Raw genomic sequence first — 21,818 nt, 5'->3', positions numbered from 1 at the left:
TTCCGGGGCGATGCAAAGCATCGAAACCGGAATCTGGAGATTCCGGGTGCGGTCCTGCGGACCGCCGCGGAATGACTGCTTTAGCTGCTTATAGGAGAAATTCCCCCGCCCGTCAGTGGCGCGGCGACAGACCCGCGATGACGAAATCGATCATCTGGTCGATGGTCGGGCCCGGCTTGGTGGCGCACTGGGCGATCATCTGGGGGTGGAAGAAGCGCATCATCGCGGTGCAGGCGCAGAGCGCTGCCAGTTGCAGGTCGGGCGCCTCGAACTCGCCGGAGGCGACACCCTGCGCGATCATCTGGCCGATCGTCCCCGCTACGCACTCCATGTGGGTGACGCAAACCGCCCAGTCCTCCTGCATCGCGATCTCGACCATCTCATGCAGCTTGTTGTCGCCGACATAGCGTTCGGTGTTCATGCGATGGACGGTGGTGAGCAGCTCGCGGAAGCGCGGAAGCACCGGACCGGGCCTCGCCACGATCCGCTGCGCCTCGAGTTCGACCTCGCCCATCAGCGAACGGGCCACCGCCTGGTGAATCGACTTCTTCGATTCGAAGAAGCGATAGACGTTGGCGGGGCTCATCCTGAGCTCCTTGGCGATGTCCCCGACCGTGGTCTTCTGATAGCCGATTTGGCGGAACAGCCGCTCGGCCACCTCGAGGATCCGATCCCGGGTGTCGCCTTCGATATGTTCCGAAATAAGGGCCATCAGTCAGGACTCGTTCGTCGGTAGTCTTGTCACTTATTCAGCCGCTTCAGCAAGCGGAATTGCGTGCCCGTCATCGCCGTCATGCTGCGACGCAGCAGGCTGCTCCGGCGTACCGGCCTCGTCGAGGCTCTTCCTGAACCACAGGGCATAGAGGCCCGGCAGGTACAGCAGCGTCAGAAAGGTCGCGACGAACAGGCCGCCCATGATGGTGATTGCCATCGGGCCCCAGAAGGCCGAGCGCGACAGCGGTATCATGGCCAGGATTGCGGCGAGCGCCGTCAGCACCACCGGGCGGGCGCGGCGGACGGTCGCTTCCACGATGGCCTCACGCCGGGTCAGGCCATGCGAGACGTCCGTCTCGATCTGGTCGACCAGGATGACCGTGTTGCGCATGATCATGCCGGCAAGCGCGATCAGGCCAAGCAGGGCCACGAAGCCGAACGGGGCATTGGCGACGTTGAGGCCGAAGGAGGCACCGACGATGCCGAGCGGCGCGGTCAGGAAGACCAGGAACAGGCGCGAGAAACTCTGCAGCTGGATCATCAGCAGGGTGAGCATCACCATGACCATCACCGGGAAGAGGATGAAGATCGAGGCGTTGCCTTTGGCGGACTCTTCGAACGCGCCACCCGGCTCGATGCGATAGGCAGGCTCGAGGTAGTCCTTGATCTGCTGCAGCTTCGGCGCGATCTGGTTGGTGACATCGGGCGCCTGCACGCCGTCGACGACATCGGAGCGCACGGTGATCGCCATGTCGCGGTTGCGCCGCCAGATGATCGGGTCCTCATGGGAATACTCGATCTTGGCGATCTGCTGCAGCGGCACGGCAACGCCGTTCTTCGAGGTGATGGTGAGATCACCGACGCCGCCGAGGTCGAGACGCTCGGACGGGACCGCGCGGGCGACAACGCCGACCTTCTCGATACCATCACGCACGGTCGTGACCTGCGCGCCGGAGATCAGCATGGACAGCGCCTGCGAGACATCCTGCGGGGTCAGGCCCATGGCACGAGCACGATCCTGGTCGACGACGAGCTTGAGGTAAGGCGACTGCTCGTTCCAATCGAGCTGGACGTCCTTGACGTTCTTGTTCTGCCGCATCACGTCGCGAACCTGGTAGGCGATCTCGCGCACCTTGTTGGCGTCGGGGCCGATGACGCGGAACTGAACCGGGAAACCGACGGGCGGACCGAAATTGAAGCGGTCGACGCGCACGCGCGCCTCCGTCAGCGTGCCGTCGGCAACGGCGCCCTCGATCTTGGCCTTGACCCGCTCGCGCGCCTCGACGCCCTTGGCGACGATGACGATCTCGGCGAACGCCTCGTTCGGCAGCTGCGGGTTGAGGCCGAGCCAGAAACGCGGCGAGCCCTGGCCGACATAAGAGGTGTAGGTCTCGATGTCCTTGTCGTCCTTGAGCAGCGTCTCCGCCTTCTTCACCGCCTTCTCGGTCACGTTGAAGGCAGTGCCCTCGGGCAGGCGCAGCTGCAGGAACAGCTCGGGCCGCTCCGACAGCGGGAAGAACTGCTGCTGGACATGGCCGAAGCCGACGATCGAGGCGACGAACACGCCGACGGTCGCGACGACCACGGTGACGCGGTGATTGACGCACCACTGCACGATGGCGCGCAGGCCGCGGTACATGCGGGTTTCGTAGACCGCGTGCGGATCGTGATTGTGGTGCACCTTGATGTTGGGCAGCAGCATGACGCCGATATAGGGCGTGAAGATCACCGCCACGAACCAGGAGGCGACCAGGGCGATCGCCACGATCCAGAAGATGCTGCCGGCATATTCGCCGACCGCGGAATTGGCAAAGCCGATGGGAAGGAAGCCAGCAGCCGTGACCAGCGTTCCCGTCAGCATCGGAAACGCAGTCGATTCCCAGGCAAACGACGCCGCGCGCATGCGGTCCCAGCCCTGCTCCATCTTTACCACCATCATCTCGACCGCGATGATGGCGTCGTCGACGAGCAGGCCAAGCGCGATGATCAGGGCGCCGAGCGTAATGCGGTGCAAGTCGAGCGACATCGTGTTCATGACGATGAAGACGATGCCGAGCACCAGCGGGACCGACATCGCAACCACGATGCCGGTGCGCCAACCCAGAGCCAGGAACGAGACGAACAGCACAATGACGAGCGCTTCCATGAAGGAGTGCACGAACTCGCCGACGGCGTGCTCGACCACCTTGGGCTGATCGGCGATCAGCGAGACGTCGACACCCTGCGGTACGGCCTTCATGAATTCGGCGGTCGCCTTCTCGACGTCCTTGCCGAGCTCGAGGATGTTGGCACCCTTGGCGGTGACGACACCGATGCCGATCGCGGCCTTGCCTTCCTGGCGGACGACGAAGCTCGGCGGATCGACATAGCCGTGGGTGACGTTGGCGATGTCGCCGAGGCGGAACACGCGGCCGTTGCTCTCGACCGGGGTCTCGGCCACGGCCTTGACGCCGTCGAGTGCGCCGGTAACCCGCAGCGGCACGCGCTGCGACGTGGTCTCGACGGTGCCGGCAGGCGTCACATTGTTCTGCTTGGCGAGCGAATCGAACAGCGCCTGCGGCGTGATGCCGAGGGTGGCGAGCTTCGCATGCGAAAACTCGACGTAGATGCGCTCATCCTGGTTGCCGTACATGTCGACCTTGGTCACGCCAGGCACTTTCAGGAGGCGCTGGCGGAAACCTTCGGCGACCTTCTTGAGCTGGGCGTAATCGGCGCCGTCGCCGGTCATCATGTAGAGGATGGAGTCGACGTCGGAGAACTCGTCGTTGACGACGGGGCCGAGAATGCCCGCGGGCAGCTGGCCCTGCACATCGACCAGCTTCTTGCGCAGAAGGTAGAAGAGATAAGGCACGTCCTTCGGCGGCGTGGAATCGCGGAAGGTGACCTGAAGCGCGGTGAAGCCCGGCTTGGAATAAGTCTGCACCTTCTCGAAATAGGGCAGCTCCTGGATCTTCTTCTCGATGGGATCGGCGACCTGCGCCTGCATCTCCTGCGCGGTCGCGCCCGGCCACAGTACGGACACGTTGACCACCTTCACGGTGAAGAACGGATCCTCGGCGCGGCCGAGCTTCTGATAGGAGAAGAAGCCGGCGACGCCGAGCACGAGCATCAGGAACAGGACCAGCGTCGGATGGCTGACGGCCCAGGCCGAAAGGTTGAAGCGCTTCATCGCACTCTCCGGAAAATCAATCCAATTGCCGAAAACGACCGCCGCCCTGTTCGAAGCGTCGTCGCGAGGCAGCGAAGCAATCCAGGGGGCTGGGCAGGTTCTGGATCGCTTCGCCGCTTCAGCCCCTGCATTCGCGCATGGGCCGAAACTCGCCTTGCAACAACGGACGCGTAAACTTCAGAAAGACAGCGACGACACGACCCGCACCTTCTGGCTGGGATCGAGCTTCTGGACACCGAGGGCGACGATCTTGGCGCCCTCGTCGACACCGCTGGTGATGACCACGTCATTGCTGTCGTAGGACTTCACCGCGACCGGCTTCAGGCTGACTGCGCCATTGTCGTCGACGACGTAGAAGGACGGTTTGCCGCCTTCGTTGAACAGCGCCGACAGCGGCAGCCGCGCGACGCGCTCGGTCGCAGCATCCGACAGGGTCAGAGTCGCGGTCATGCCGAGTTCGACCTTGTCGCCGGCTTCGGGCAGCGAGAACTTTGCGAGATAGGTGCGCGTGGCGGAGTCCGCCGTCGGCGCGATCTCGCGCAGCTTCGCCGTATATTTCTTGTCCGGCTCCGACCAAAGGGTGACGCTGGCGGCGCCCGACTTGGCACGTCCGACCAGCGTCTCTGGGATCGCGACGACCGCTTCCTTTTCGGCAAAGCGGGCGACACGGATCGCAGCCTGGCCTGCGGCAACCACCTGGCCGGGCTCGATCAGCGTTGCGGTGACGACGCCACGGGCGTCGGCATTGAGCGTCGCGTAGGAAAGGGAATTCTTGGTCAGCTCGACCGAGCGGACGGCGCGGTCGAGGCGCGCACGGGCCTCGTCGGCGGCGGCGCGGCTCGAATCCATCGCCGCATCCGTGGTCCAGCCCTTGGCCTTCAGATCCTTGGCGCGCTGCTCGGCAGCGGCAGCCTGGGCCAGCACGCCGGTCGCGGCGGTCTGTTCGGCAACGGCCTGCTCGGCCTGGAGCTTCAGATCGACCTCATCGAGAGTGGCGAGCGGTTGGCCGATTTCGACGGTCTGGCCGACTTCCACAAGGCGTTTTGCAACTTTGCCGGCCACGCGGAAGCCGAGATCGCTCTCGATCCGGGGCTTGATGGTGCCGACGAAGCTCCGCTCCGGCGTCTCGGCATCATAATGCGCGGTCGCAACCAGGACCGGCCGCGGCGGCTCGGCCTTTTGCGCCACGGTATCGTTGCACCCGGCCAGCGCGGCGGCCATCAGGGCCAGCGACACACCCGCCAAGAGTCTGGAATAGCTGGACAAAACCGACCGAACGAACATCGGAGGACACTCCTGCGTCTGCAATGAGAGGAATGTCGACTAATCACTGATAAAAGTCAATAATCGTCAGTCATCAGGAAAGCGTGATCGTTAAGGGATGGTAACCCCGCACGTCGCCCTGGCGAAAGCCAGGGCCCATTACCTCTGAGGCTGGTTGATGGAAGACAAATTCGCCCAGCGTGCCCCAAGTGAGGCCGCGGGGTATGGGCCCTGGCTTTCGCCAGGGCGACGTCGACTACCGCCCCTGTTCGGCGAACTCGTGCCTGGTCTCGTGACCACCGATGAAGACCAGGATGCCAGCAAGCATAGGCAGGACGGCGAGCACGAGCAAGCCGGTCGAGGTCTGGGCCGGTGGCTTCCTTGACCCCAAAGCCTAGCGATTCTCGCGGGCCGAAAGTCGCTGAATCAATTGGTCTCGCTGGTTACGAATCTCCTCTTCTTTTTCTTGCATTTGGGCTCTCAGAAAGCCCAAAGCTCTGAAGCATTGGAGATTGGCTATTGCAAATCTTCGAAGCGCGAAGGGATCTACTGTGCGCATCTTCTCAGGTGGCATTTGTTCAACTTCGCGCTCGGCCTCAAACTCGGCTGTCGACATCAAGTTGACGAACGAACTATGACGCAAGGTACCGCGACCAAGGCGTGTCTCAGCTTCTTGCACATAGTCCCGCAACGGCAAGGTTCGAGCCTCAGGATAGCTCTCCGCTTCAATAATCTCACGCGACAAACCAGCTGGAGCTTTAGCTACCAGATCCCGCAACATAGCAAGCGTGGCTATGTCAACGGCGAAGTGAAGCAAGAGGGAAATGTCTAGGCTCGTTTGCGGAAGCTCCACTGGCTGGCCGGCTGCCGGCACAACCTGTGCCGGTGTTTGCTCCTTGGGTCCGAGAAAGCGCCACGCAGCAAAGAAAAGGACCAGCCCGATGAACAGTGGGAGCGCGTAAATCCAGCCGCCGCCCACGACGAGTTGAGCACCCGATGTTGCGAATCCGCCAAACGCAGCCAAAGCCAACAGCACTATCGCCCAAAGCCTAGCATCGCTCGCTGCCGAGGTGACCGCACTTGCTACCGCTGGCATCTTCGCTTTGAGGTGATCCCAATAGATGAGAATCGCCATCAGTACGATTGCGAACGCCAGACTACCGGCAGCAGCTGCCATCTTGCCTTCCCAGAAGAGCACGACAGCCTCAAATCCTGAGGCAAAGACAATAGTGCCACCCAGAAACCAGCGAGCAGCGCCCTCCCAATTCTTTGGCAGATCAGTGTCGGCCATCCAGCGCACTCCGGTCTCGAACTTACCTTATCGCGATTCGTCGTATTGAATGCCGGTGTTCGTCAAGCGATGCCTCGGCAAGCGCTCAAACTCCCGTGGAATTTGGTGGCGTATGCGGTGGGGATCGCCCTCCGCGTTTGGATCGATCGACTCGCCGCGATTTGTCCGGTCTCCGCTCACTCCGCCAGCTGAAACCGCTCGAAGCGATCGAGCTCTTCCTCGATCTTCTGCTTGAGCTCCTTGCGCCCTGCCGTCTTCCTGCCCTGCCCGAGCCAGGTCCATTTCTGCATCAAGAGCTTTTTGGCTTGACGGTCGGCCTTGAGGTCGAGCGCCGCGACGATCTCGTCGCCGACCAGCACGGGCAGCGCGAAATAGCCGAGCTTGCGCTTGGCCTTCGGCACATAGGCCTCGAACAGATGGTTATAGCCAAAGAAAAGATTGGTGCGCTTGCGCTGGATGATTAGCGGATCGAACGGCGAGAGGATGTGAACGAGGTCAGTCGGCACCTGGGCAGGCTCCAGCACCGCGGGCATGGCCCAATGCTCCTGCTTGCCGGCGCCCTCGACCGCCACGGGCATGAGCTCGCCGCGGCGGACGCGCGAGGCAATCAGGGCGGCGACTGCCTTCTTGCTCGGCGCATCGAGATGGCAGACCGAATCGAGGCTGACGACGCCCTGCGACCGCAACGCGCGGTCGAGCAGATAGGCCGTGATCTCCTTGGGAGCCGCCGGCTTGGGCAATTTGTCCCAGCCGAAATGCCGCGTCATCAGATCATAGGTCTTGAGCATGCCCTGGCGCGCGCTGACGGTCGCGACGCCGGTATAGAAGGCCAGCTGCAGCGCCCGCTTCGACGGCTTTCGACTCTGCCAGAGATGTTCCTTTTCGGTGAGCACGTCGTCCTCGATGTCGCGGATCGTCAGCGGCCCGGTGCGGAGCAGCCGCATCACCTTGCGCGTGTCGGCCGGCGTCACCGAGGCATACCATTTGTGCCCCTCGCGCTTGTGCGCGCGCATCGCCGGCAGGAAGAAGCGAAAATCATCCGACGACACGTAGGACAGCGCGTGGGTCCAGTATTCGAACACGCTCTTGTCGACGCTCTGGGCATGACGCAGGTCGGCGCGCCGGTAGGACGGGATGCGGCTGAACAGGATGTGGTGATGGCAACGCTCGATCACGTTGATCGTGTCGATCTGCACATAGCCGAGATGGGCGACCGCCTCGGCGACCGCCTGCGCGCCCTCCCCGAAAGGTTCGCGCGTGTCGAGCCGCTGGGCGCGTAGCCAGATCTGCCGGCCCTCTGTCGTAGGAAGCGGAAGGGGTTTTGGTGCGCGGGACATTGCAAGGGGCAATGTAGCGGGATTCGCGCCAGGCAGAAGCAGGACGGGCGAAAGAACGGGCAACGAAAAGCCGCGCTGCCATCTGCTGACAGCGCGGCGGGATGGTGCGGCCGAGGCCTACTTCATCATCATGGCCTTTTGCGCCTTCATGTAATGCATGCAGGCACCCTTCATCTTGCCCATGCTCATGTCGGTGTTGGCCATGGCCATTTCCTTGTTCATGGCCACCTTGGCCGGGGTGTCGGCGGTGCCGGTCATCATGGCCGTCGATTTCATCATGTTCTCGCTGGTGCACGCCATCATCGCGGCGGAGGCGGGCGAAACCGAAAGGGCGAACGCGACAAAGGCTGCGGCGGTGAGCAAGGTCTTCATCGAAAAGTCTCCTGAAGGAAAACGAAACCGGCGCCATGCCGGCATACGCAGGTACGTATTCTCTATCGAGAACGTTTCGTGGAGAAGACAATTTTCTTGCTGCAGCGCGAAGCGAAACGGCTTCAGCGGCCCTTCGGGACCTTGGACCGATCGCCGACGCTGCCAGTGGCGATATCGGGCTCGCACGAGGCCCTGCCCCGCCCCTCCGCCTGGCAGCGATAGACATTGCCGGTAAGACGGTCGACCAGCCACATATTTTCGTCGGTCGGAGCCTCGAGGCCGGTATAGCGGGAGGTTAACCCCGTGATCAGCGTCGAGAGCAGGATCGCCACCGCGATCATCGCCGCACCGACATAGATGGGCATGGCGTTGAGAGACACGGTCCGGTCCGGCGGGCCATTACGATAGAACTGATAATCACTCGGCCTCGGCACTGGACGAAACTCGGCTCCCCGCATCTGCAATTTGCCGGATGAGAGGTTTTGCTAGGCGTGCATCTGGCCGAAAACTTGTCCGCCGGCGGACCATGCCGCGACCGCTTTGCGACGAATGGTGTACACGGCTTTCAGCGACGCCCCGCGGTCCGCCGGCGTCGGGGTGAAAGCGCAGCAGCCCCAGTTCCTCCAGGCAGGCAGGATAATCCTGAAGTCTCCGGCCGCCAACGTGACGAAGATCACATCGGAGCCTTTGAACCTTCCCTATGCTCGCAGCATCAAATCGCCATCAGGCGTCACAGCGAGGATACGACAATGACCCATTTCAGTAAGTCTTTTGGATTGAAGGCAATCACGCTCGCGGCCGCGCTGTCGATGACGGCGGGCCTGGCTTTCGCCGGCGACAGCAACGTCTCGTCCAGCCAGATCCTGGATGCGTTGAAACCGAAGCCGATCACCCGCGGCCTCTCCGTCGGCCCGCAGGCCGATCCGACCGCGCAGGCCAAGGAAGCGAGCTTCCTGAACACGGTGCGCAACCGGCAGACCCGTTCGCTCTCGACGGGCGAACGTGATCAGATCGCGGAGCTCGCATCGACCAAGCCGAATATCGACCTGGAGATCCAGTTCGACTACAACTCGGCCGACATCGCCAAGACCTCGGTGCCTGCGGTGCAGGCGCTCGGCAAGGCGCTGACCGATCCGTCGCTGAAGGGCTCGACCTTCGTGGTCGCCGGCCACACCGATGCGATCGGCACCGAAGAATACAATCAGGGCCTCTCGGAGCGTCGCGCTGACACCATCAAGAAGTACCTGGTGCAGAACTATGGCCTCAACGGCAGCGATCTGGTCACCGTCGGATATGGCAAGACCAAGCTGAAGGACGCCGCCAACGGCGCCGACCCGATCAACCGCCGCGTTCAGGTCGTGAACATGGACACCAAGACCGCGTCCAAGTGATCTGAAAACGTATCGCGAAAAATCGACAAACCGCCTGCCGCGAAAGTGGCGGGCGGCTTTTTGTTGTCAGATCCAGCTCTGGAACAGCATCAGCCGGTTGAACGTCTGCATCGACGTACCGATGAAGGCGGCTGAGATCGGCAGCATCACCGCAAAACCGATCGCCGCGACGCCGACATAGGCCCACAACGCCCAGCGCGGCAGGCCCTCTGCGCGCAGCACGTAGACCAGCGCGAGCGAGGCCGCGGTCGCGGCCGGCAGATAATAGTAGATGAAGCCCAGCGTGCGTGGCAGCAGCGCCCAGGCGAGCCAGGGGCCGAAATAGAACGCTGCGATCAAGAACGCATCCCAGCGGCGCGCGACGATGAAGTCGCGCACCACAACGCCAAGCGCGGGCAGAGCGGGCCACAGCACCAGCGGATTGCCGAGGAAGACGATTGCTGCAACGTTGTCGTCCGCTGTCTTGTCGAACAGGAACCAAACTGGTCGCGCCAGCAACGGCCAGGACGGCCAGGAGCTCATATAGGTATGGCCGGCGATCGCGGTGGTGGTGTTGTCGGCAAAAATCCGGCGCTGCGCCTCGATCAGATCCGGCAGCGACAGGCCGTACAGTGGAACGAAGGCAGCGAGATACGTCACGGCCGGCAACAGCGCAAGGCAGAGCGCGGCATGATGCGCCCTGAAGGTGGGCCAGAGATCGGGCCGATACCAGTCGGATGGCTTTGCATCGGCAAACAGCGTGCGCCAACCCTGCATCAGGCGGATCGCCGCAAAGATGACGATGCAGACGCCGAGTGGAAACAGGCCGCTCCATTTGCACGCGGCCGCAAGACCGAACAACGCACCCGCGATCGCAAACAGTGCGTGCGGCCGCTCTCTTCGAAAGCCGTGCATGAAGGCAGCGATGGCCAGCAGGCCAAGGCCGAGCGCAAAGATGTCGAGCATCGCGATGCGCGACTGCACATAGAGCATCTGGTTGAATGCCGCGATCAGCGCCGCCGCGATCGCCGGCCCCTGCGATGCGAACAGCGCGAGTCCACAGAGATAGATCGCGACGATCGCAAGCGCACCGAACAACGATGCCGGATAGCGCCAGCCGAGCGCATTGTCGCCGAAGGCCGCGATCGATGCTGCGATCAGCTCCTTCGCCAGCGGCGGATGCATCGGATTGAGCATCGGCTCCGAGGGTGTAGCGCCCAGCATCTGTCGCGCCGCCGGCACGTAGTGCACCTCGTCGAAGACGAATTTTTCCGGCGTCACCAGCCCTATCAGGAGTGCCAAATGGGTGACTAGGAAGATTGCGACAGCGATCACTGCGCTTCGCGACACCATCGGAACCGTATGTGCCTGGAGCGACTGTCGTGGGGCTATTTTGCGTGGCAAATCTGCGTCACCGCGAATAAATAATAACTCAGCCGATCCATTGAACGTATTCTGCCGCAACTGTCACTAAGCTATCGCTCGTCTCGCGCCGCTTGTGACAATTCTGCCACCACAAACGTGTGCGATCCAGTACGATCAGGGACCTCGATCGGTTACGAAATGAATTTGCGTTTTCTGCTTTTCCCCACACTGCTGTCGTTCGCAATCTGCGCAGCGCCTTGCGCGCAGGCCCAGACGCGCGTCGGCGAAGCCGTCCTCGTCCAGAACGAGGTGGTGCGAGTTGCCGCGAGCACGACGCCGATCAACGTCGGCGACAGCATGCTGCGCGACGAGACGGTACGCACCGGTGCCGACAGCGCGGCGCGCTTTGTCATGGCCGACAGCACCAATCTGTCGCTCGGGCCGAGCGCGACGCTGAAGCTGGACCGCACCGTCTTCAATGACGAGCATAGCTATCGCGATGTCGCGATTCGTATGGCCACCGGCGCGTTCCGCTTTGTCACCGGACATTCGGAGAAGACCGCCTACAAGATCACGACGCCACTCGCGACCATCGGCGTTCGCGGTACGATCCTCGATATCCTGTCGCAGCGCGGCCGCTCGGTCGTCGTGCTGCAGGAAGGCGCCGCCAGCGTCTGCACGCTGAACTTGCAGTGCCTTCAGCTGACCCTGCCGGGTGACACCGCGATCATCACCTCGACCGGCGGCAAGGTCAGCATCACCAAGACCAACACGCCACCCTGGACGTTCGCGGCGAATTGCGCCGCGAACGCCGGGCTGTGCGCGGTCAACCAATATGCCGACGCCTCGCCGACCATTGCGCCCGCCGTCCATGACGACGGCATGCTGTGCGGGCGCTGACGATGGCAAAGCTTGGTTTGAAGAGACTTGTCCTGGGCTGCACATTGGCTGCTGTCGCTGCCCTTGGGCTGCTGGCGTTCAGCGGCCCTGCGGCCGCAGCGTGCGAGATCGACTGCGGCAACCCGCCCCCCAGTCCGTCACCAAGCCCCTATCCGTCGCCGAGCCCGTCACCGAACCCGAACCCGTTGCCAAGCCCCACGCCGACAGGCTCGGATTCCAGCGGCAGCTCGGTCGGCGGTCTCGCCAACCAGCGCTTCAACCAGATGATCACCAACCGGGTGCTCGGCACGGTGCTGCTCGGGGTCAACGAGCAGGTCAATTGCAGCGACTGCGTCAGCGCGTTCGGCTCGGCCGGCTCGTTCTCGGCCGGCATCCACGGCCGCAAGGAACTCACCAACAACCTGTCGCTGCTCGCCGGCCTCGCCTACACGCAATATAGCGAGGGCGGCTACCACATCACCAGCGCGCCGATCGGCGCCTTCGCGCTGCGCTACGACTTCACCGATTGGGGCTCGTCGCGCCCGTTCTTCGACGTCGGCACGATCCTGACACCATGGGAGAAGGCGCGCTACACCCGCAGCTACACGACCAGCCTGGGTCCGGTGAGTGTGACGAGCTCGACCGACGCTTCCAATTATGCGGTCTATGGTCGGGCCGGCTGGATGAGTCGCGTGTCACCGCGCGACGAGGTCGCGGCCTCCATCGAGGTCTGGCAACTGTGGCAGCGCGTGTCTGGCTATGCGGACAATGCGGTCGCGTTCAATCCATTCGACGCCAGCATTGCTGATGGCACCGACCGCACCAGCCTGGTCAAGATCGGCGGCCAGTGGACCCACCTCTTCGCCGGCAATATCGAGACCAACATCAATGGCGGCTGGGTACAATCGTTTGCCAGCCACACCGGCATCGTCGCCACCGTGACCGGCAACGGCACGGTGGTGCCGACGATGGGCAACCAGGGCTGGTTCGAATATGGCGGCCGCGTCGGCTTCCGCGTACAGAAAGGTTGGGTCGTGGATCTCTTCGCCAATGGCACGCTGGGTCCGCAGCCGGTGGGGAATACCATCCACGGCGGCGTGGGGCTGAGGATCAATTACTAGAAGGCGCGCTTCGGGTGGTTCACCCCCGAACAGGCAGACCAGCGCCGCCGCGCCGTTCTCGGACTACTTCTTCTCGTTGGGATCCCGGTGGACCGGATCGATCCACAGCACGGTCTCGGGCTTCTCGACCGGTTCGATGTCGAGATTGATCGCAACCGCTTCGCCATCGCTGCGCACCAGCACGCATTCCAGCACTTGATCAGGGCTGGCGTTGATCTCCTGGTGCGGCACATAGGGCGGCACGAAGATGAAATCGCCAGGGCCGGCCTCGGCGGTGAATTGCAGGCTCTCACCCCAGCGCATCCGCGCCTTGCCCTTCACGACATAGATGACGCTCTCGAGATGGCCATGGTGATGTGCGCCGGTCTTGGCATCCGGCTTGATGCTGACCGTGCCCGCCCACAATTTCTGCGCGCCGACGCGAGCGAAATTGATGGCGGCCGCACGATCCATGCCTGCCGTCGACGGCACGTTGGTATCGAGCTGATTGCCGGGAATGACGCGCACGCCGTCATGTTTCCAGCGATCGTCATGATGATCGTGGTCATGGTGGGAATGGCTGTGGTCATGGCCCGTCATGTGACTTGCTTTCTGTTGGTTCCGTGCGCGGCAAACTAACCAAAGCGGCCCTATCAAGCCATACCCAAAATCGGAACTCTCATAGCCATCACGCGTTGTCATCGCGAGCAAATTGGAAGGAGAGTTTCATGAGCAGCACGACTGACAAGATCAAGGGTACCGCTAACGAGGCGATCGGCAAGGCCAAGCAAGGTATCGGCGAAGCGACCGGCTCAGAGCGGTTGCAGGGCGAAGGCGTTGTCCAGGAAGTGAAGGGCAAGGGCCAAAAGGCCATGGGCGACGCAAAGGATTCCGCCAAGGAGGCGATTGATCGCGCTGCTTCTGCTGCAAAACGAGCGGCCGAGTAGCCCAGGCAGAACGAAAATGAAGAGACCGGCCGTAAGGCCGGTCTCTTTTTTGCGGTGATCCGTGGTCACTTCACCGCGAGCAATTCCACATCAAACATCAGCGTCGCATTCGGCGGGATCACGCCGCCGGCGCCACGCGCGCCGTAGCCGAGCTGCGGCGGGATGATCAATGTGCGCTTGCCGCCGACCTTCATCGTCGCAACGCCCTCGTCCCAGCCCGCAATGACGCGGCCCTTGCCGATCGGGAATTCGAACGGCTCATTGCGATCGACGGACGAGTCGAATTTCTTGCCCTTCTGGCCGTTCTCGTAGAGCCAGCCGGTGTAGTGCATCACGCAAATCTGGCCGGGCTTCGGCGAAGCGCCGGTGCCGACGACGCTGTCGATAGTCTGCAAGCCTGAAGCTGTGGTCATGGTCTTTCCTGCGGTCTGGGCCGAGGCCGTGGTGGAAACGAGGCCGGACACGCCGCCGATCACGGTGATCGCGAGCGCCGACATGATGGCGAGACGTGCGCGCTGGAAACGCTGCATAGAACACCTTCCGTTTGAGGCGGGAGGGGTCTACCGCAACGAGGGTCGCGTTTCCAGCCCCGGGGCGCCCTTAGTAGCCCAGCGCACAGCCGTCCTTGCGCGGGTCGGAGCCGCCGGTGAGCGTACCCTTGTCCCAATCGATCCAGATGGCCTGGGCGCCGCCAAGCGGGCCGACCACGCTGGTGGTCTTGTGGCCGAGCTTCTTGAGACCCTCGACGATATCTGCCGGGACGCTGTCCTCGAGCTGATACTGGCCCTCGTAGTGCAGGCCGCGCGGCATGTCGATCGCCTCCTGCACGTCGCAGCCATAGTCGAGGATGTTGGTCAGGAGATGGGTCTGGCCGGTCGGCTGGTATTGGCCGCCCATCACCGCGAACGACATCGTGGAGCGGCCGGCCTTGGTGAGCAGTCCCGGCATGATCGTGTGCAGCGGGCGCTTGCCGCCCTCGATGCAGTTCGGATGGCCCGGCTGGATGCGGAAGCCACCGGCACGATTCTGGAACAAGACGCCGGTCTTGTTGGAGACGATCGCCGAGCCGAAGGAATGCGCGACCGAATTGATGAACGAGCAGACGTTGCGGTCCTTGTCCACCACCGTGATGTAGATGGTCGAGGGATTCATCGGCGGCGCGACGTTCGGCAGGTCGAGCATGCCGTCCAGACGGATCTTGCTGATGTACGCGTCAGCAAAGCTCTTTTCGAGCATCTCGGCGACGTTGATCTTCATGTGCTCGGGCGAGGCGACATGCATCTCCCGGTTCATGTAGGCGATGCGCGCGGCTTCCGCCTCGAGATGGAAGCGCTCGACGCTGACCGGCGCGTATTTCGTGAGGTCGAAGCGCGACAGGATGTTGAGCATCAGTAGCGCAGTGACACCGGGGCCGTTCGGCGGGCACTGCCAGACGTCGTACCCCTTGTACATGGTGCCGATCGGCGTCGTCGTCTCGGTGGTGTGCGCGGCGAAATCGTCGAGCGTGTGCAGGCCGCCGATGCCGCGCAGGGTCTCGACCATGTCTTCTGCGATCGTCCCCTTGTAGAAGGCGTCGCGGCCATCCTTGGCGATCGCGCGCAGAGTCTTGCCGAGCTCAGACTGGTGAATGACGTCGCCTGCGATTGGCGGCTTGCCGCCCGGCAGCAGGTAACGCACGGTGTTGGTGCCGTTCTTCAGCTTCTCGAACTGGTTCTTCCAGTCGAAGGCAATGCGGGGGGCGACGACGTAGCCTTCCTCCGCCGCCTTGATCGCGGGCTGCAGCAGCCGGTCGAAGCCGAACTTGCCGTGGTCACGCAGCACGGTTGCGAAACAGTCGATCACTCCGGGGATCGATACCGCATGCGCCGAGGTCAGCGGCACGGAATTGATCTTGCGCTCCAGATACCAGTCGGCGTTGGCCGCCTTCGGCGCCCGGCCGGAGCCGTTGTAGGCGATGATCTTGCCATCGCCGCGCGGCTGGACCAGCGCGAAGCAGTCGCCGCCGATGCCGGTCGATTGCGGCTCGATCACACCGAGCAGGGCCGAACCCGCCACCGCCGCATCCACCGCCGTGCCGCCCTCACGCAGCACCTCGATCGCGGCAAGGGATGCCTGCGGATGCGAGGTCGCCACCATCGCGTTGGTGGCGTGAACCGTGGACCTGCCGGGGAAATGGAAGTTTCTCATCGAAGTTTTGCTCTCTCAGGGCGTGGGCGCGGATGGCACGCCATCCGGGAAAAAACCGGGTCTACATGACACATTCCAGCCCATCCGGGCAATGCTGGCATACCAGCGAAATGGCTGCCATCCGCTGGGCGTATAGACCTTTGGGCGTCTGGAGCCATGCGGGTTTTCTGGGCGCCGGGCGCCTGCTAAACGGGCCGCTGGGATCCATGAGAACATGACGTACAAGGTCTGCGCCTTCTACCAATTCGCCGCCCTGCCCGATTATCGCGGGCTGCGCGAGCCGCTGCGCGCATTCTGCGACGGCCTGTCCCTGAAGGGCAGCGTGCTGCTGGCCGAGGAAGGCATCAACGGCACGATCGCGGGCGCGGCCGAGGCGGTCGATGCCTTCACTCAGGAACTCGCACATGGGGCCATGTTTGCGGGCCGGCTGAACAACCTCGAGCTGAAATTCTCGACCGCGGAAGCCATGCCGTTCGGCCGGCTCAAGGTGCGGCTGAAGAAGGAGATCGTCACGCTTGGCGACGCGGCCGCCGATCCGACCCGGCAGGTCGGTACCTATGTCGATGCGACCGAGTGGAACGACCTGATCGCCTCACCCGACATGCTGGTGATCGACACCCGCAATGCTTTCGAGGTGGCGATGGGGACATTCGAGGGCGCGGTCGATCCCGAGATCAGGAGCTTTGGCCAGTTCAAGGATTTCGCCGCCCAGAAGCTCGATCCCGCAAAACACCGGCGCATCGCGATGTTCTGCACCGGCGGCATCCGCTGCGAGAAGGCGAGCGCGCATCTGTTGGCGCGCGGCTTTGCCGAGGTCTATCACCTCAAGGGCGGCATCCTGAAATATCTGGAAGAAGTGCCGGAAGCGCACAGCCGCTGGCGCGGCGCATGTTTTGTGTTCGATGAGCGCGTGGCGCTCGGCCATGGCCTGCAGGAAATTGGTTTGCGCGAACGGGATAAGGGGCTCGCAGGTGACGAATGAGATCAAGACGCTCGCCGAACGGGTCGACACGCTGGAGACACGTCTCGCCTATCAGGACGACACGATCGAGACGCTGAACCAGACCATCACCGCGCAATGGAAGCAGATCGACGGGCTGACGCGGCAGCTCGCGCAGCTCATCGAACGATTGCAGGAAGCCGAGGCGAATGTGCCGGGCCCCGCCAACGAGCGCCCACCGCACTATTGAGGAAGACTACTGGCCGGAAGCCCTGGCCATGAGGGTCATCACCTCGCCGGACATCATCAGCCTGTTGCGGCCGGCATCCTTGGCGGCGTAGAGCGCGCGGTCGGCGGCCTCCACCAGCGAGCCTGTGCCCGCCGTACGCTCCAGCGCCGGCCGGCAGGCCGCACCACCGACCGAAACGGTGACGCATGCCCCCGCCGGGTTGGAGGCGTGAAGCAGTCCCGCATCGTGGACGGCGCTGCGGATCCGCTCGCCGATCCGGGCGCAGCCGGCGGCATCGGTGTTCGGCAGCAGCATGGCGAATTCCTCGCCGCCATAACGGGCCGCAAGATCGCCGATCCGCTGCACCTCGTCCGCGATGATCTTTGCGACCACGCGCAAGCAGGCGTCTCCGGCGGGATGGCCATATTCGTCGTTGTACGCCTTGAAGTGATCGACGTCGATCATCAACAGGCCAAGGCTGGTGCGATCGCGATAAGCGCGCGCCCACTCCTCCTTGAGCCGCTCGTCGAAACGGCGGCGGTTGGCGAGCCCCGTGAGGCCATCCTCGATCGCCAGCGTCTCGAGCCTCGTCTCCAGCTTCTTCTGCTCGGTAATGTCGCGAGAAATCGCAACCACGCCGTCGACGCTGCCGTTGTCCTTGCGCGTCACGCGCATGGTCGATTCCAGCCAGACCTCGGACTTCTGCCGGTGCACATTGCGGTAGGTCACGCGCGCTTCCTCCGCGTCGCCATGCTTCATGGCGTCGATGATGGCCTGGACGTGCGGCCGGTCCTCCGGATGGATGCCGGCAAGCGCCTCCGTGCCAATCAGCTGGTTGGCGCGCCAGCCGACCACGCGAATTGAGGACGGCGAGACATAGCGCAGCCGCTGGTCGAGCCCGATGCGGGTGACCATGTCGCTGGAGCTTTCCGCCAGCAGGCGGAAATGCGCCTCTTTCTCGATCAGCGCGGCCGCCATGTGCTGGCCTCGCTGCAGCTGCCGCACCAGCACCGAGCCGATGATCGCGATCAAAATCACCAGCGCGAGCACGTAGAGCATGCGGGAGATCGCAGCAGAGCGCCACGGCGCGAGCAGCTCGTCCTTGTCGACGGTGGCGAGCAGCACCAGCGGATAGCGCGCGCTGCGCTTGAAGAAGCTGACGCGCTCGGCGCCATCGAGCGGAGAGGTGAAATGAAATGCCCCGCTCGGGCGCTGCAGATTCTGGTCGCGGAACAATTGGGTGTCCGCGACGCTACGGCCGACGAATCTGTCGTTGCTCGGATTGCGCGCAATGATGATGCCGTCGCTATACATCACCGACACCGAGCTGTTGCGGCCGATCTCGAACTGCTCGTAGAAGTGCGACAAATATTTCGAACTGATGGTCGCGAGCACCACGCCGCCAAAGCTGCCGTCCGGCTTGTTGAAGCGGCGCGACAGGGTGACGACCCATTCGCCGTCGAGCAGGCTCTTCACCGGATGCCCGACATGGGCGTCTCGCTTCTGGGATAGTTCGTGATAGCGAAAGAACGCGTTGTCGCTGAATGTCGAACCGATCGTGCCGGGTGAGGTCAGCGAGTTGCCCCGGTCGTCGATGACGGCGAGGCTGTGCACGCGGTCCATCGCCGTCTTGCGGGCATCGAAGAGACTTCTGAGCTTTGCGATGGTGTCAGGATTGGTGCCGTCGATCTCCAGCCGGCTGACCACACCGACCACGCCATAATCGAGCAGATCGAGACTGTCCTCGGCATGCTGCGTCAACGAGCGGGCGACGTTCGCCATCTCGGTCTCGGCACCCTTGAGCACCTGATCCCGCGCGGCCCATTCACGCCAGCCACTGACGCCGAGGATCGCCACGCAGGTGAGAACGACGAACGCCGCCGCGCTCAGCGGCAGGCGACTCCATCCAGCTCTCTGTGAAGCGAAGTTCATGCGACAGAAATCTCCGATGGTCGGAAACTCTGCCGCTTCTGTTATTGAACCCTGAAGCGCCCGGGCAGATTCGCATTCATCTACGGGTTTTCCCGTACTCCTACGGACCGGGGCTTCCGCAGATCACTAACAAGGTCTTAGCAATCCCATCGGAAACCGGCGGCCCCTAGCCGAAGATCGCCTTAACCCTCTCCCACAGCGAGGGAGCGTCGGCATCCGCGTCGGCCTTCGACGGCGTCGGCTGTGCGGCGCTCACGGGATCGGACGCGGGGAAGCTGTCTTCCAGGCCGGCGTCGAGCCCGGCGTGACGGTCGGCGGTCAGCGCATCGCGAAGATCGTCGGCGTGCTTGTCGTGCGGCGCGGGATTGAATGTCTGGGCCATGGGATTCCTTCTCCATCGACCAGGTCAACGCGGGGCATTTGCGCTGGTTCCTCTGTTCCCCTCCGGCGGGGCGGTGTATCAGGAACCTCAATTCTGCATCAGGATCGCTCGTGCCCCAGTCTGCGACAAAGCCATTCATCGACGTGCTCTCCGGCCAGCGCCGGGCCGTCCCGCCCATGTGGATGATGCGGCAGGCGGGCCGCTATCTGCCTGAATATCGGCAGGTGCGCGCCAAGGCCGGCGGCTTTCTCGATCTCTGCTTCAATCCGGAGCTTGCGGCCGAGGTCACGCTGCAGCCGATCCGCCGGTTCGGCTTCGATGCGGCGATCATCTTCTCGGACATTCTCGTGATCCCCTACGCGCTCGGCCGTGAGGTGCGCTTCGAGGTCGGCGAGGGTCCGCGGCTCGAGCCGCTGGATGATCCGGCCAAAGTCGCAATGCTCGCAGCGCAGGCCGACTTCGGCAAGCTCGCACCGGTGTTCGAGGCGCTGAAGATCGTGCGCGGTGCGCTCGATCCAAAGATCGCGCTGATCGGCTTCTGCGGCGCGCCGTGGACGGTTGCGACCTACATGGTCGCGGGACACGGCACGCCGGACCAGGCGCCGGCGCGGATGATGGCCTACCGGCATCCGGAGGCGTTTGCGAAGATCATCGACGTTCTGGTCGAAAACTCGATTGACTATTTGCTGGCGCAGCTGGAAGCCGGCGCCGATGCGCTGCAGATCTTCGACACTTGGGCCGGGGTGCTGCCGCCCGCCGAATTCGCGCGTTGGTCGACCGAGCCGACACGGCGCATCGTCGAAGGCGTGCGCGCAAAGGTGCCCGACGCGAAGATCATCGGCTTTCCGCGCGGCGCCGGCGCGCAATTGCCCGGCTATGTCGAGGCGACCGGCGTCAACGCCGTCAGCATGGACTGGACCGCCGAACCGTCGTTCATCCGCGAGCGCGTCCAGAGCAAGGTCGCCGTGCAGGGCAATCTCGATCCGCTGGTGCTGATCACGGGCGGCGCGGCACTCGACCGCGCGATCGACGACGTGCTTTCGAACTATGCGCAAGGGCGCTTCATCTTCAATCTCGGCCACGGCATCCAGCCGGAGACGCCGATCGCCCATGTCGAGCAGATGATCAAGCGCGTGCGGGGGTAATTTTATCCCGCTTTCAAGAGGTGGAAACAGCACTGCGAAAACAACCCCATGCACAGTAGGATGGGATTGAAAGTGCTCGCTAATTTCGGTATAACCGAAATCGCTTGCATCGTCGGGCAAAACAGGGGCATGATGGCATCATTGCAGGACGAGGCGCGGAACACGTCGCAGGCTCCGTTGCTCCTTCAATGCAAGGTGCCGCGCGCAGGATCGGCCAATCGGTTCTTCAAGACCCGCGCTCCTTCGAAGGCCATGACCGACAGCTGCGCCATCGACTTGACGCGGGCCTTTCGCATGATGCTGGCGCGGTGATCCTCGACCGTCCGCGGACTGATGCCGAGCTTCCGCGCGATCATTTTGGTGGTGGACCCCGCGAGCAGATGATCGAGAATTTCAGATTCGCGTTTGCTCAGTCTGCGCGAATGCTTGAATTGCGCGATCGAACCTGCCGAACGGACCGGCTCGCCAGCGCCAGCCGACACAATCCGCGCGATCAGATCAGTCGGGCTGAAAGGCTTCTCGACAAAATCCGCGGCCCCGATTCGAAGCGCGCGCACCGCAGTTGCAATGTCGCCCTGCCCCGATACCATGAGGATCGGCGCCGAATAGCTCCGGTGAGCCAGTTCGCCAAGGACGTCCAGGCCGGATTGTCTCGGCAGGCAGAGGTCGAGCAGAATGCAGGCCGGCGTGGTGTCGCGGGCCTTCGCGATGAGCGCTTCGCCATCCGCAAAGAACAACGGCTCATATCCGGCTTTCTTGAGCACGACCCTCAGCATTGCGCGCATCGTCGCATCGTCTTCGAGAATAAGGACTTCGTTGGCGGTCATGATCACGGCCTTTCCTGCTGAAACCCGCAGCGCCTATGCACTCGTCGCGGCGGATGGAAAAGCAAAACATGTCGATACAGTTCTCGACCGAATAACGACAAGTTTGCTAAAATTTGTGCGCGATTAGGCCGGAATTAACGCGTTCACCGCGGCCGGCTGCGCTCGATGATCTCGGCGGCACCCTTCCCCAGAAGATCGAGCCGGCCGCGCGGCCAAGCCCTTGCGCAGCACCAGGGCGTCGCTCGCCGGATCGCGCGACAGCGTGGCGTCGATGGCGAGGCCGGCGTCATCCACGGATCAGATTTCAGCTTGTGACTGGCTACATCGAGCCCTGAAGGTGTTGTCCGTTGAACTGCCGGCGGCCCAGCG

Annotated in this window: 21 protein-coding genes; 7 read left to right on the top strand and 14 right to left on the bottom strand. The window is 63.2% G+C overall.

Annotated elements, in window-relative coordinates; all coding sequences use genetic code 11:
- Window positions 1–112 precede the first annotated feature (112 nt).
- The 7 genes from JQ621_RS24620 to JQ621_RS24590 all read right to left on the bottom strand — a co-directional run bounded on the left by JQ621_RS24620 (window position 113) and on the right by JQ621_RS24590 (window position 8,511).
- A complete protein-coding gene (locus JQ621_RS24620) occupies window positions 113–712 on the bottom strand; it encodes a TetR/AcrR family transcriptional regulator (protein WP_212237547.1) in 600 nt (199 codons plus the stop codon).
- 33 nt (window positions 713–745) lie between these two features.
- A complete protein-coding gene (locus JQ621_RS24615; protein ID WP_212237545.1) occupies window positions 746–3,883 on the bottom strand; it encodes an efflux RND transporter permease subunit in 3,138 nt (1,045 codons plus the stop codon).
- 177 nt (window positions 3,884–4,060) lie between these two features.
- Entirely contained in the window at window positions 4,061–5,167 is a 1,107-nt protein-coding gene (locus JQ621_RS24610) for an efflux RND transporter periplasmic adaptor subunit (RefSeq protein ID WP_212237543.1), read from the bottom strand.
- Between the two features lie 373 nt (window positions 5,168–5,540).
- Window positions 5,541–6,437 (bottom strand): hypothetical protein, encoded by an 897-nt coding sequence (locus JQ621_RS24605; protein ID WP_212237540.1) that lies wholly within the window; start codon window positions 6,435–6,437, stop codon window positions 5,541–5,543.
- Between the two features lie 176 nt (window positions 6,438–6,613).
- A complete protein-coding gene (locus JQ621_RS24600; protein ID WP_212237538.1) occupies window positions 6,614–7,774 on the bottom strand; it encodes a winged helix-turn-helix domain-containing protein in 1,161 nt (386 codons plus the stop codon).
- Between the two features lie 117 nt (window positions 7,775–7,891).
- Window positions 7,892–8,146, bottom strand: coding sequence for a hypothetical protein (locus tag JQ621_RS24595; protein ID WP_212237536.1), 255 nt, complete (start codon window positions 8,144–8,146; stop codon window positions 7,892–7,894).
- A 122-nt stretch (window positions 8,147–8,268) separates the two neighbouring features.
- Window positions 8,269–8,511, bottom strand: coding sequence for a hypothetical protein (locus JQ621_RS24590; RefSeq protein ID WP_212237699.1), 243 nt, complete (start codon window positions 8,509–8,511; stop codon window positions 8,269–8,271).
- 384 nt (window positions 8,512–8,895) lie between these two features.
- On the opposite strand from JQ621_RS24590, the gene JQ621_RS24585 reads away from it, so the two are divergent.
- Window positions 8,896–9,537, top strand: a complete 642-nt coding sequence (locus tag JQ621_RS24585) for an OmpA family protein (protein WP_212237534.1) — start codon at window positions 8,896–8,898, stop codon at window positions 9,535–9,537.
- Window positions 9,538–9,603: 66 nt separating this feature from the next.
- On the opposite strand, the gene JQ621_RS24580 is transcribed toward JQ621_RS24585, so the two are convergent.
- The gene (locus JQ621_RS24580) at window positions 9,604–10,869 is read right to left on the bottom strand and encodes a phospholipid carrier-dependent glycosyltransferase (protein WP_212237532.1); all 1,266 of its coding nucleotides are present in this window, start codon (window positions 10,867–10,869) and stop codon (window positions 9,604–9,606) included.
- Window positions 10,870–11,079: 210 nt separating this feature from the next.
- On the opposite strand from JQ621_RS24580, the gene JQ621_RS24575 reads away from it, so the two are divergent.
- Window positions 11,080–11,781 carry a FecR family protein gene (locus JQ621_RS24575; RefSeq protein WP_212237524.1) on the top strand — a complete coding sequence of 234 codons (702 nt, stop codon included), beginning with the start codon at window positions 11,080–11,082 and terminating at the stop codon, window positions 11,779–11,781.
- A gap of 2 nt (window positions 11,782–11,783) precedes the next feature.
- Window positions 11,784–12,881, top strand: a complete 1,098-nt coding sequence (locus tag JQ621_RS24570) for a hypothetical protein (protein ID WP_212237522.1) — start codon at window positions 11,784–11,786, stop codon at window positions 12,879–12,881.
- 63 nt (window positions 12,882–12,944) lie between these two features.
- Here the strand turns inward: JQ621_RS24570 and JQ621_RS24565 are convergent, their stop codons facing one another.
- Window positions 12,945–13,460, bottom strand: coding sequence for a cupin domain-containing protein (locus JQ621_RS24565; RefSeq protein WP_212237520.1), 516 nt, complete (start codon window positions 13,458–13,460; stop codon window positions 12,945–12,947).
- 128 nt (window positions 13,461–13,588) lie between these two features.
- On the opposite strand from JQ621_RS24565, the gene JQ621_RS24560 reads away from it, so the two are divergent.
- Window positions 13,589–13,807, top strand: coding sequence for a CsbD family protein (locus JQ621_RS24560; RefSeq protein ID WP_212237518.1), 219 nt, complete (start codon window positions 13,589–13,591; stop codon window positions 13,805–13,807).
- Window positions 13,808–13,872: 65 nt separating this feature from the next.
- Here the strand turns inward: JQ621_RS24560 and JQ621_RS24555 are convergent, their stop codons facing one another.
- Both JQ621_RS24555 and ggt read right to left on the bottom strand, forming a co-directional pair.
- Entirely contained in the window at window positions 13,873–14,337 is a 465-nt protein-coding gene (locus tag JQ621_RS24555; RefSeq protein WP_212237515.1) for an FKBP-type peptidyl-prolyl cis-trans isomerase, read from the bottom strand.
- 70 nt (window positions 14,338–14,407) lie between these two features.
- Window positions 14,408–15,994, bottom strand: a complete 1,587-nt coding sequence (gene ggt / locus JQ621_RS24550; protein ID WP_212237512.1) for a gamma-glutamyltransferase — start codon at window positions 15,992–15,994, stop codon at window positions 14,408–14,410.
- Between the two features lie 214 nt (window positions 15,995–16,208).
- Between ggt and trhO the strand changes: the two genes are divergently transcribed.
- Window positions 16,209–16,976, top strand: coding sequence for an oxygen-dependent tRNA uridine(34) hydroxylase TrhO (trhO, locus tag JQ621_RS24545; RefSeq protein WP_212237510.1), 768 nt, complete (start codon window positions 16,209–16,211; stop codon window positions 16,974–16,976).
- Window positions 16,966–17,184 carry a SlyX family protein gene (locus tag JQ621_RS24540; protein ID WP_312015443.1) on the top strand — a complete coding sequence of 73 codons (219 nt, stop codon included), beginning with the start codon at window positions 16,966–16,968 and terminating at the stop codon, window positions 17,182–17,184. Before trhO ends, JQ621_RS24540 begins: the two co-directional genes overlap by 11 nt.
- A gap of 6 nt (window positions 17,185–17,190) precedes the next feature.
- Here the strand turns inward: JQ621_RS24540 and JQ621_RS24535 are convergent, their stop codons facing one another.
- Together JQ621_RS24535 and JQ621_RS24530 are read right to left on the bottom strand one after the other, a co-directional pair.
- Window positions 17,191–19,095, bottom strand: a complete 1,905-nt coding sequence (locus JQ621_RS24535; protein ID WP_212237506.1) for a sensor domain-containing diguanylate cyclase — start codon at window positions 19,093–19,095, stop codon at window positions 17,191–17,193.
- Window positions 19,096–19,261: 166 nt separating this feature from the next.
- Window positions 19,262–19,477, bottom strand: a complete 216-nt coding sequence (locus JQ621_RS24530) for a hypothetical protein (protein WP_212237504.1) — start codon at window positions 19,475–19,477, stop codon at window positions 19,262–19,264.
- A gap of 110 nt (window positions 19,478–19,587) precedes the next feature.
- On the opposite strand from JQ621_RS24530, the gene hemE reads away from it, so the two are divergent.
- Complete coding sequence (gene hemE, locus JQ621_RS24525) at window positions 19,588–20,622, top strand: uroporphyrinogen decarboxylase (RefSeq protein WP_212237502.1); 1,035 nt, start codon at window positions 19,588–19,590, stop codon at window positions 20,620–20,622.
- A 185-nt stretch (window positions 20,623–20,807) separates the two neighbouring features.
- Here hemE and JQ621_RS24520 read toward each other — a convergent pair whose 3' ends face one another.
- Complete coding sequence (locus tag JQ621_RS24520; protein ID WP_212237500.1) at window positions 20,808–21,449, bottom strand: response regulator transcription factor; 642 nt, start codon at window positions 21,447–21,449, stop codon at window positions 20,808–20,810.
- Between the last annotated feature and the right edge of the window lie 369 nt (window positions 21,450–21,818).

The sequence above is a fragment of the Bradyrhizobium manausense genome (assembly GCF_018129685.1).
GTDB classification, from domain to species: Bacteria; Pseudomonadota; Alphaproteobacteria; order Rhizobiales; family Xanthobacteraceae; genus Bradyrhizobium; species Bradyrhizobium manausense_D.
The sequence above is the reverse complement of the archived record's forward strand: the minus strand, read 5'-3'. Positions and strand labels throughout refer to the sequence as shown.

What these genes read in the sequence shown, in the direction of transcription:
- JQ621_RS24555 (WP_212237515.1), bottom strand. Translation starts at nt 14,337, where the DNA reads ATGCAGCGTTTCCAGCGCGCACGTCTCGCCATCATGTCGGCGCTCGCG.
- JQ621_RS24590 (WP_212237699.1), bottom strand. Translation starts at nt 8,511, where the DNA reads ATGCCCATCTATGTCGGTGCGGCGATGATCGCGGTGGCGATCCTGCTC.
- trhO (WP_212237510.1), top strand. Translation starts at nt 16,209, where the DNA reads ATGACGTACAAGGTCTGCGCCTTCTACCAATTCGCCGCCCTGCCCGAT.
- ggt (WP_212237512.1), bottom strand. Translation starts at nt 15,994, where the DNA reads ATGAGAAACTTCCATTTCCCCGGCAGGTCCACGGTTCACGCCACCAAC.
- JQ621_RS24610 (WP_212237543.1), bottom strand. Translation starts at nt 5,167, where the DNA reads ATGTTCGTTCGGTCGGTTTTGTCCAGCTATTCCAGACTCTTGGCGGGT.
- JQ621_RS24530 (WP_212237504.1), bottom strand. Translation starts at nt 19,477, where the DNA reads ATGGCCCAGACATTCAATCCCGCGCCGCACGACAAGCACGCCGACGAT.
- JQ621_RS24580 (WP_212237532.1), bottom strand. Translation starts at nt 10,869, where the DNA reads ATGGTGTCGCGAAGCGCAGTGATCGCTGTCGCAATCTTCCTAGTCACC.
- JQ621_RS24575 (WP_212237524.1), top strand. Translation starts at nt 11,080, where the DNA reads ATGAATTTGCGTTTTCTGCTTTTCCCCACACTGCTGTCGTTCGCAATC.
- JQ621_RS24595 (WP_212237536.1), bottom strand. Translation starts at nt 8,146, where the DNA reads ATGAAGACCTTGCTCACCGCCGCAGCCTTTGTCGCGTTCGCCCTTTCG.
- JQ621_RS24615 (WP_212237545.1), bottom strand. Translation starts at nt 3,883, where the DNA reads ATGAAGCGCTTCAACCTTTCGGCCTGGGCCGTCAGCCATCCGACGCTG.
- JQ621_RS24535 (WP_212237506.1), bottom strand. Translation starts at nt 19,095, where the DNA reads ATGAACTTCGCTTCACAGAGAGCTGGATGGAGTCGCCTGCCGCTGAGC.
- JQ621_RS24570 (WP_212237522.1), top strand. Translation starts at nt 11,784, where the DNA reads ATGGCAAAGCTTGGTTTGAAGAGACTTGTCCTGGGCTGCACATTGGCT.
- JQ621_RS24585 (WP_212237534.1), top strand. Translation starts at nt 8,896, where the DNA reads ATGACCCATTTCAGTAAGTCTTTTGGATTGAAGGCAATCACGCTCGCG.
- JQ621_RS24605 (WP_212237540.1), bottom strand. Translation starts at nt 6,437, where the DNA reads ATGGCCGACACTGATCTGCCAAAGAATTGGGAGGGCGCTGCTCGCTGG.
- JQ621_RS24600 (WP_212237538.1), bottom strand. Translation starts at nt 7,774, where the DNA reads ATGTCCCGCGCACCAAAACCCCTTCCGCTTCCTACGACAGAGGGCCGG.
- JQ621_RS24520 (WP_212237500.1), bottom strand. Translation starts at nt 21,449, where the DNA reads ATGACCGCCAACGAAGTCCTTATTCTCGAAGACGATGCGACGATGCGC.
- JQ621_RS24565 (WP_212237520.1), bottom strand. Translation starts at nt 13,460, where the DNA reads ATGACGGGCCATGACCACAGCCATTCCCACCATGACCACGATCATCAT.
- JQ621_RS24560 (WP_212237518.1), top strand. Translation starts at nt 13,589, where the DNA reads ATGAGCAGCACGACTGACAAGATCAAGGGTACCGCTAACGAGGCGATC.
- JQ621_RS24620 (WP_212237547.1), bottom strand. Translation starts at nt 712, where the DNA reads ATGGCCCTTATTTCGGAACATATCGAAGGCGACACCCGGGATCGGATC.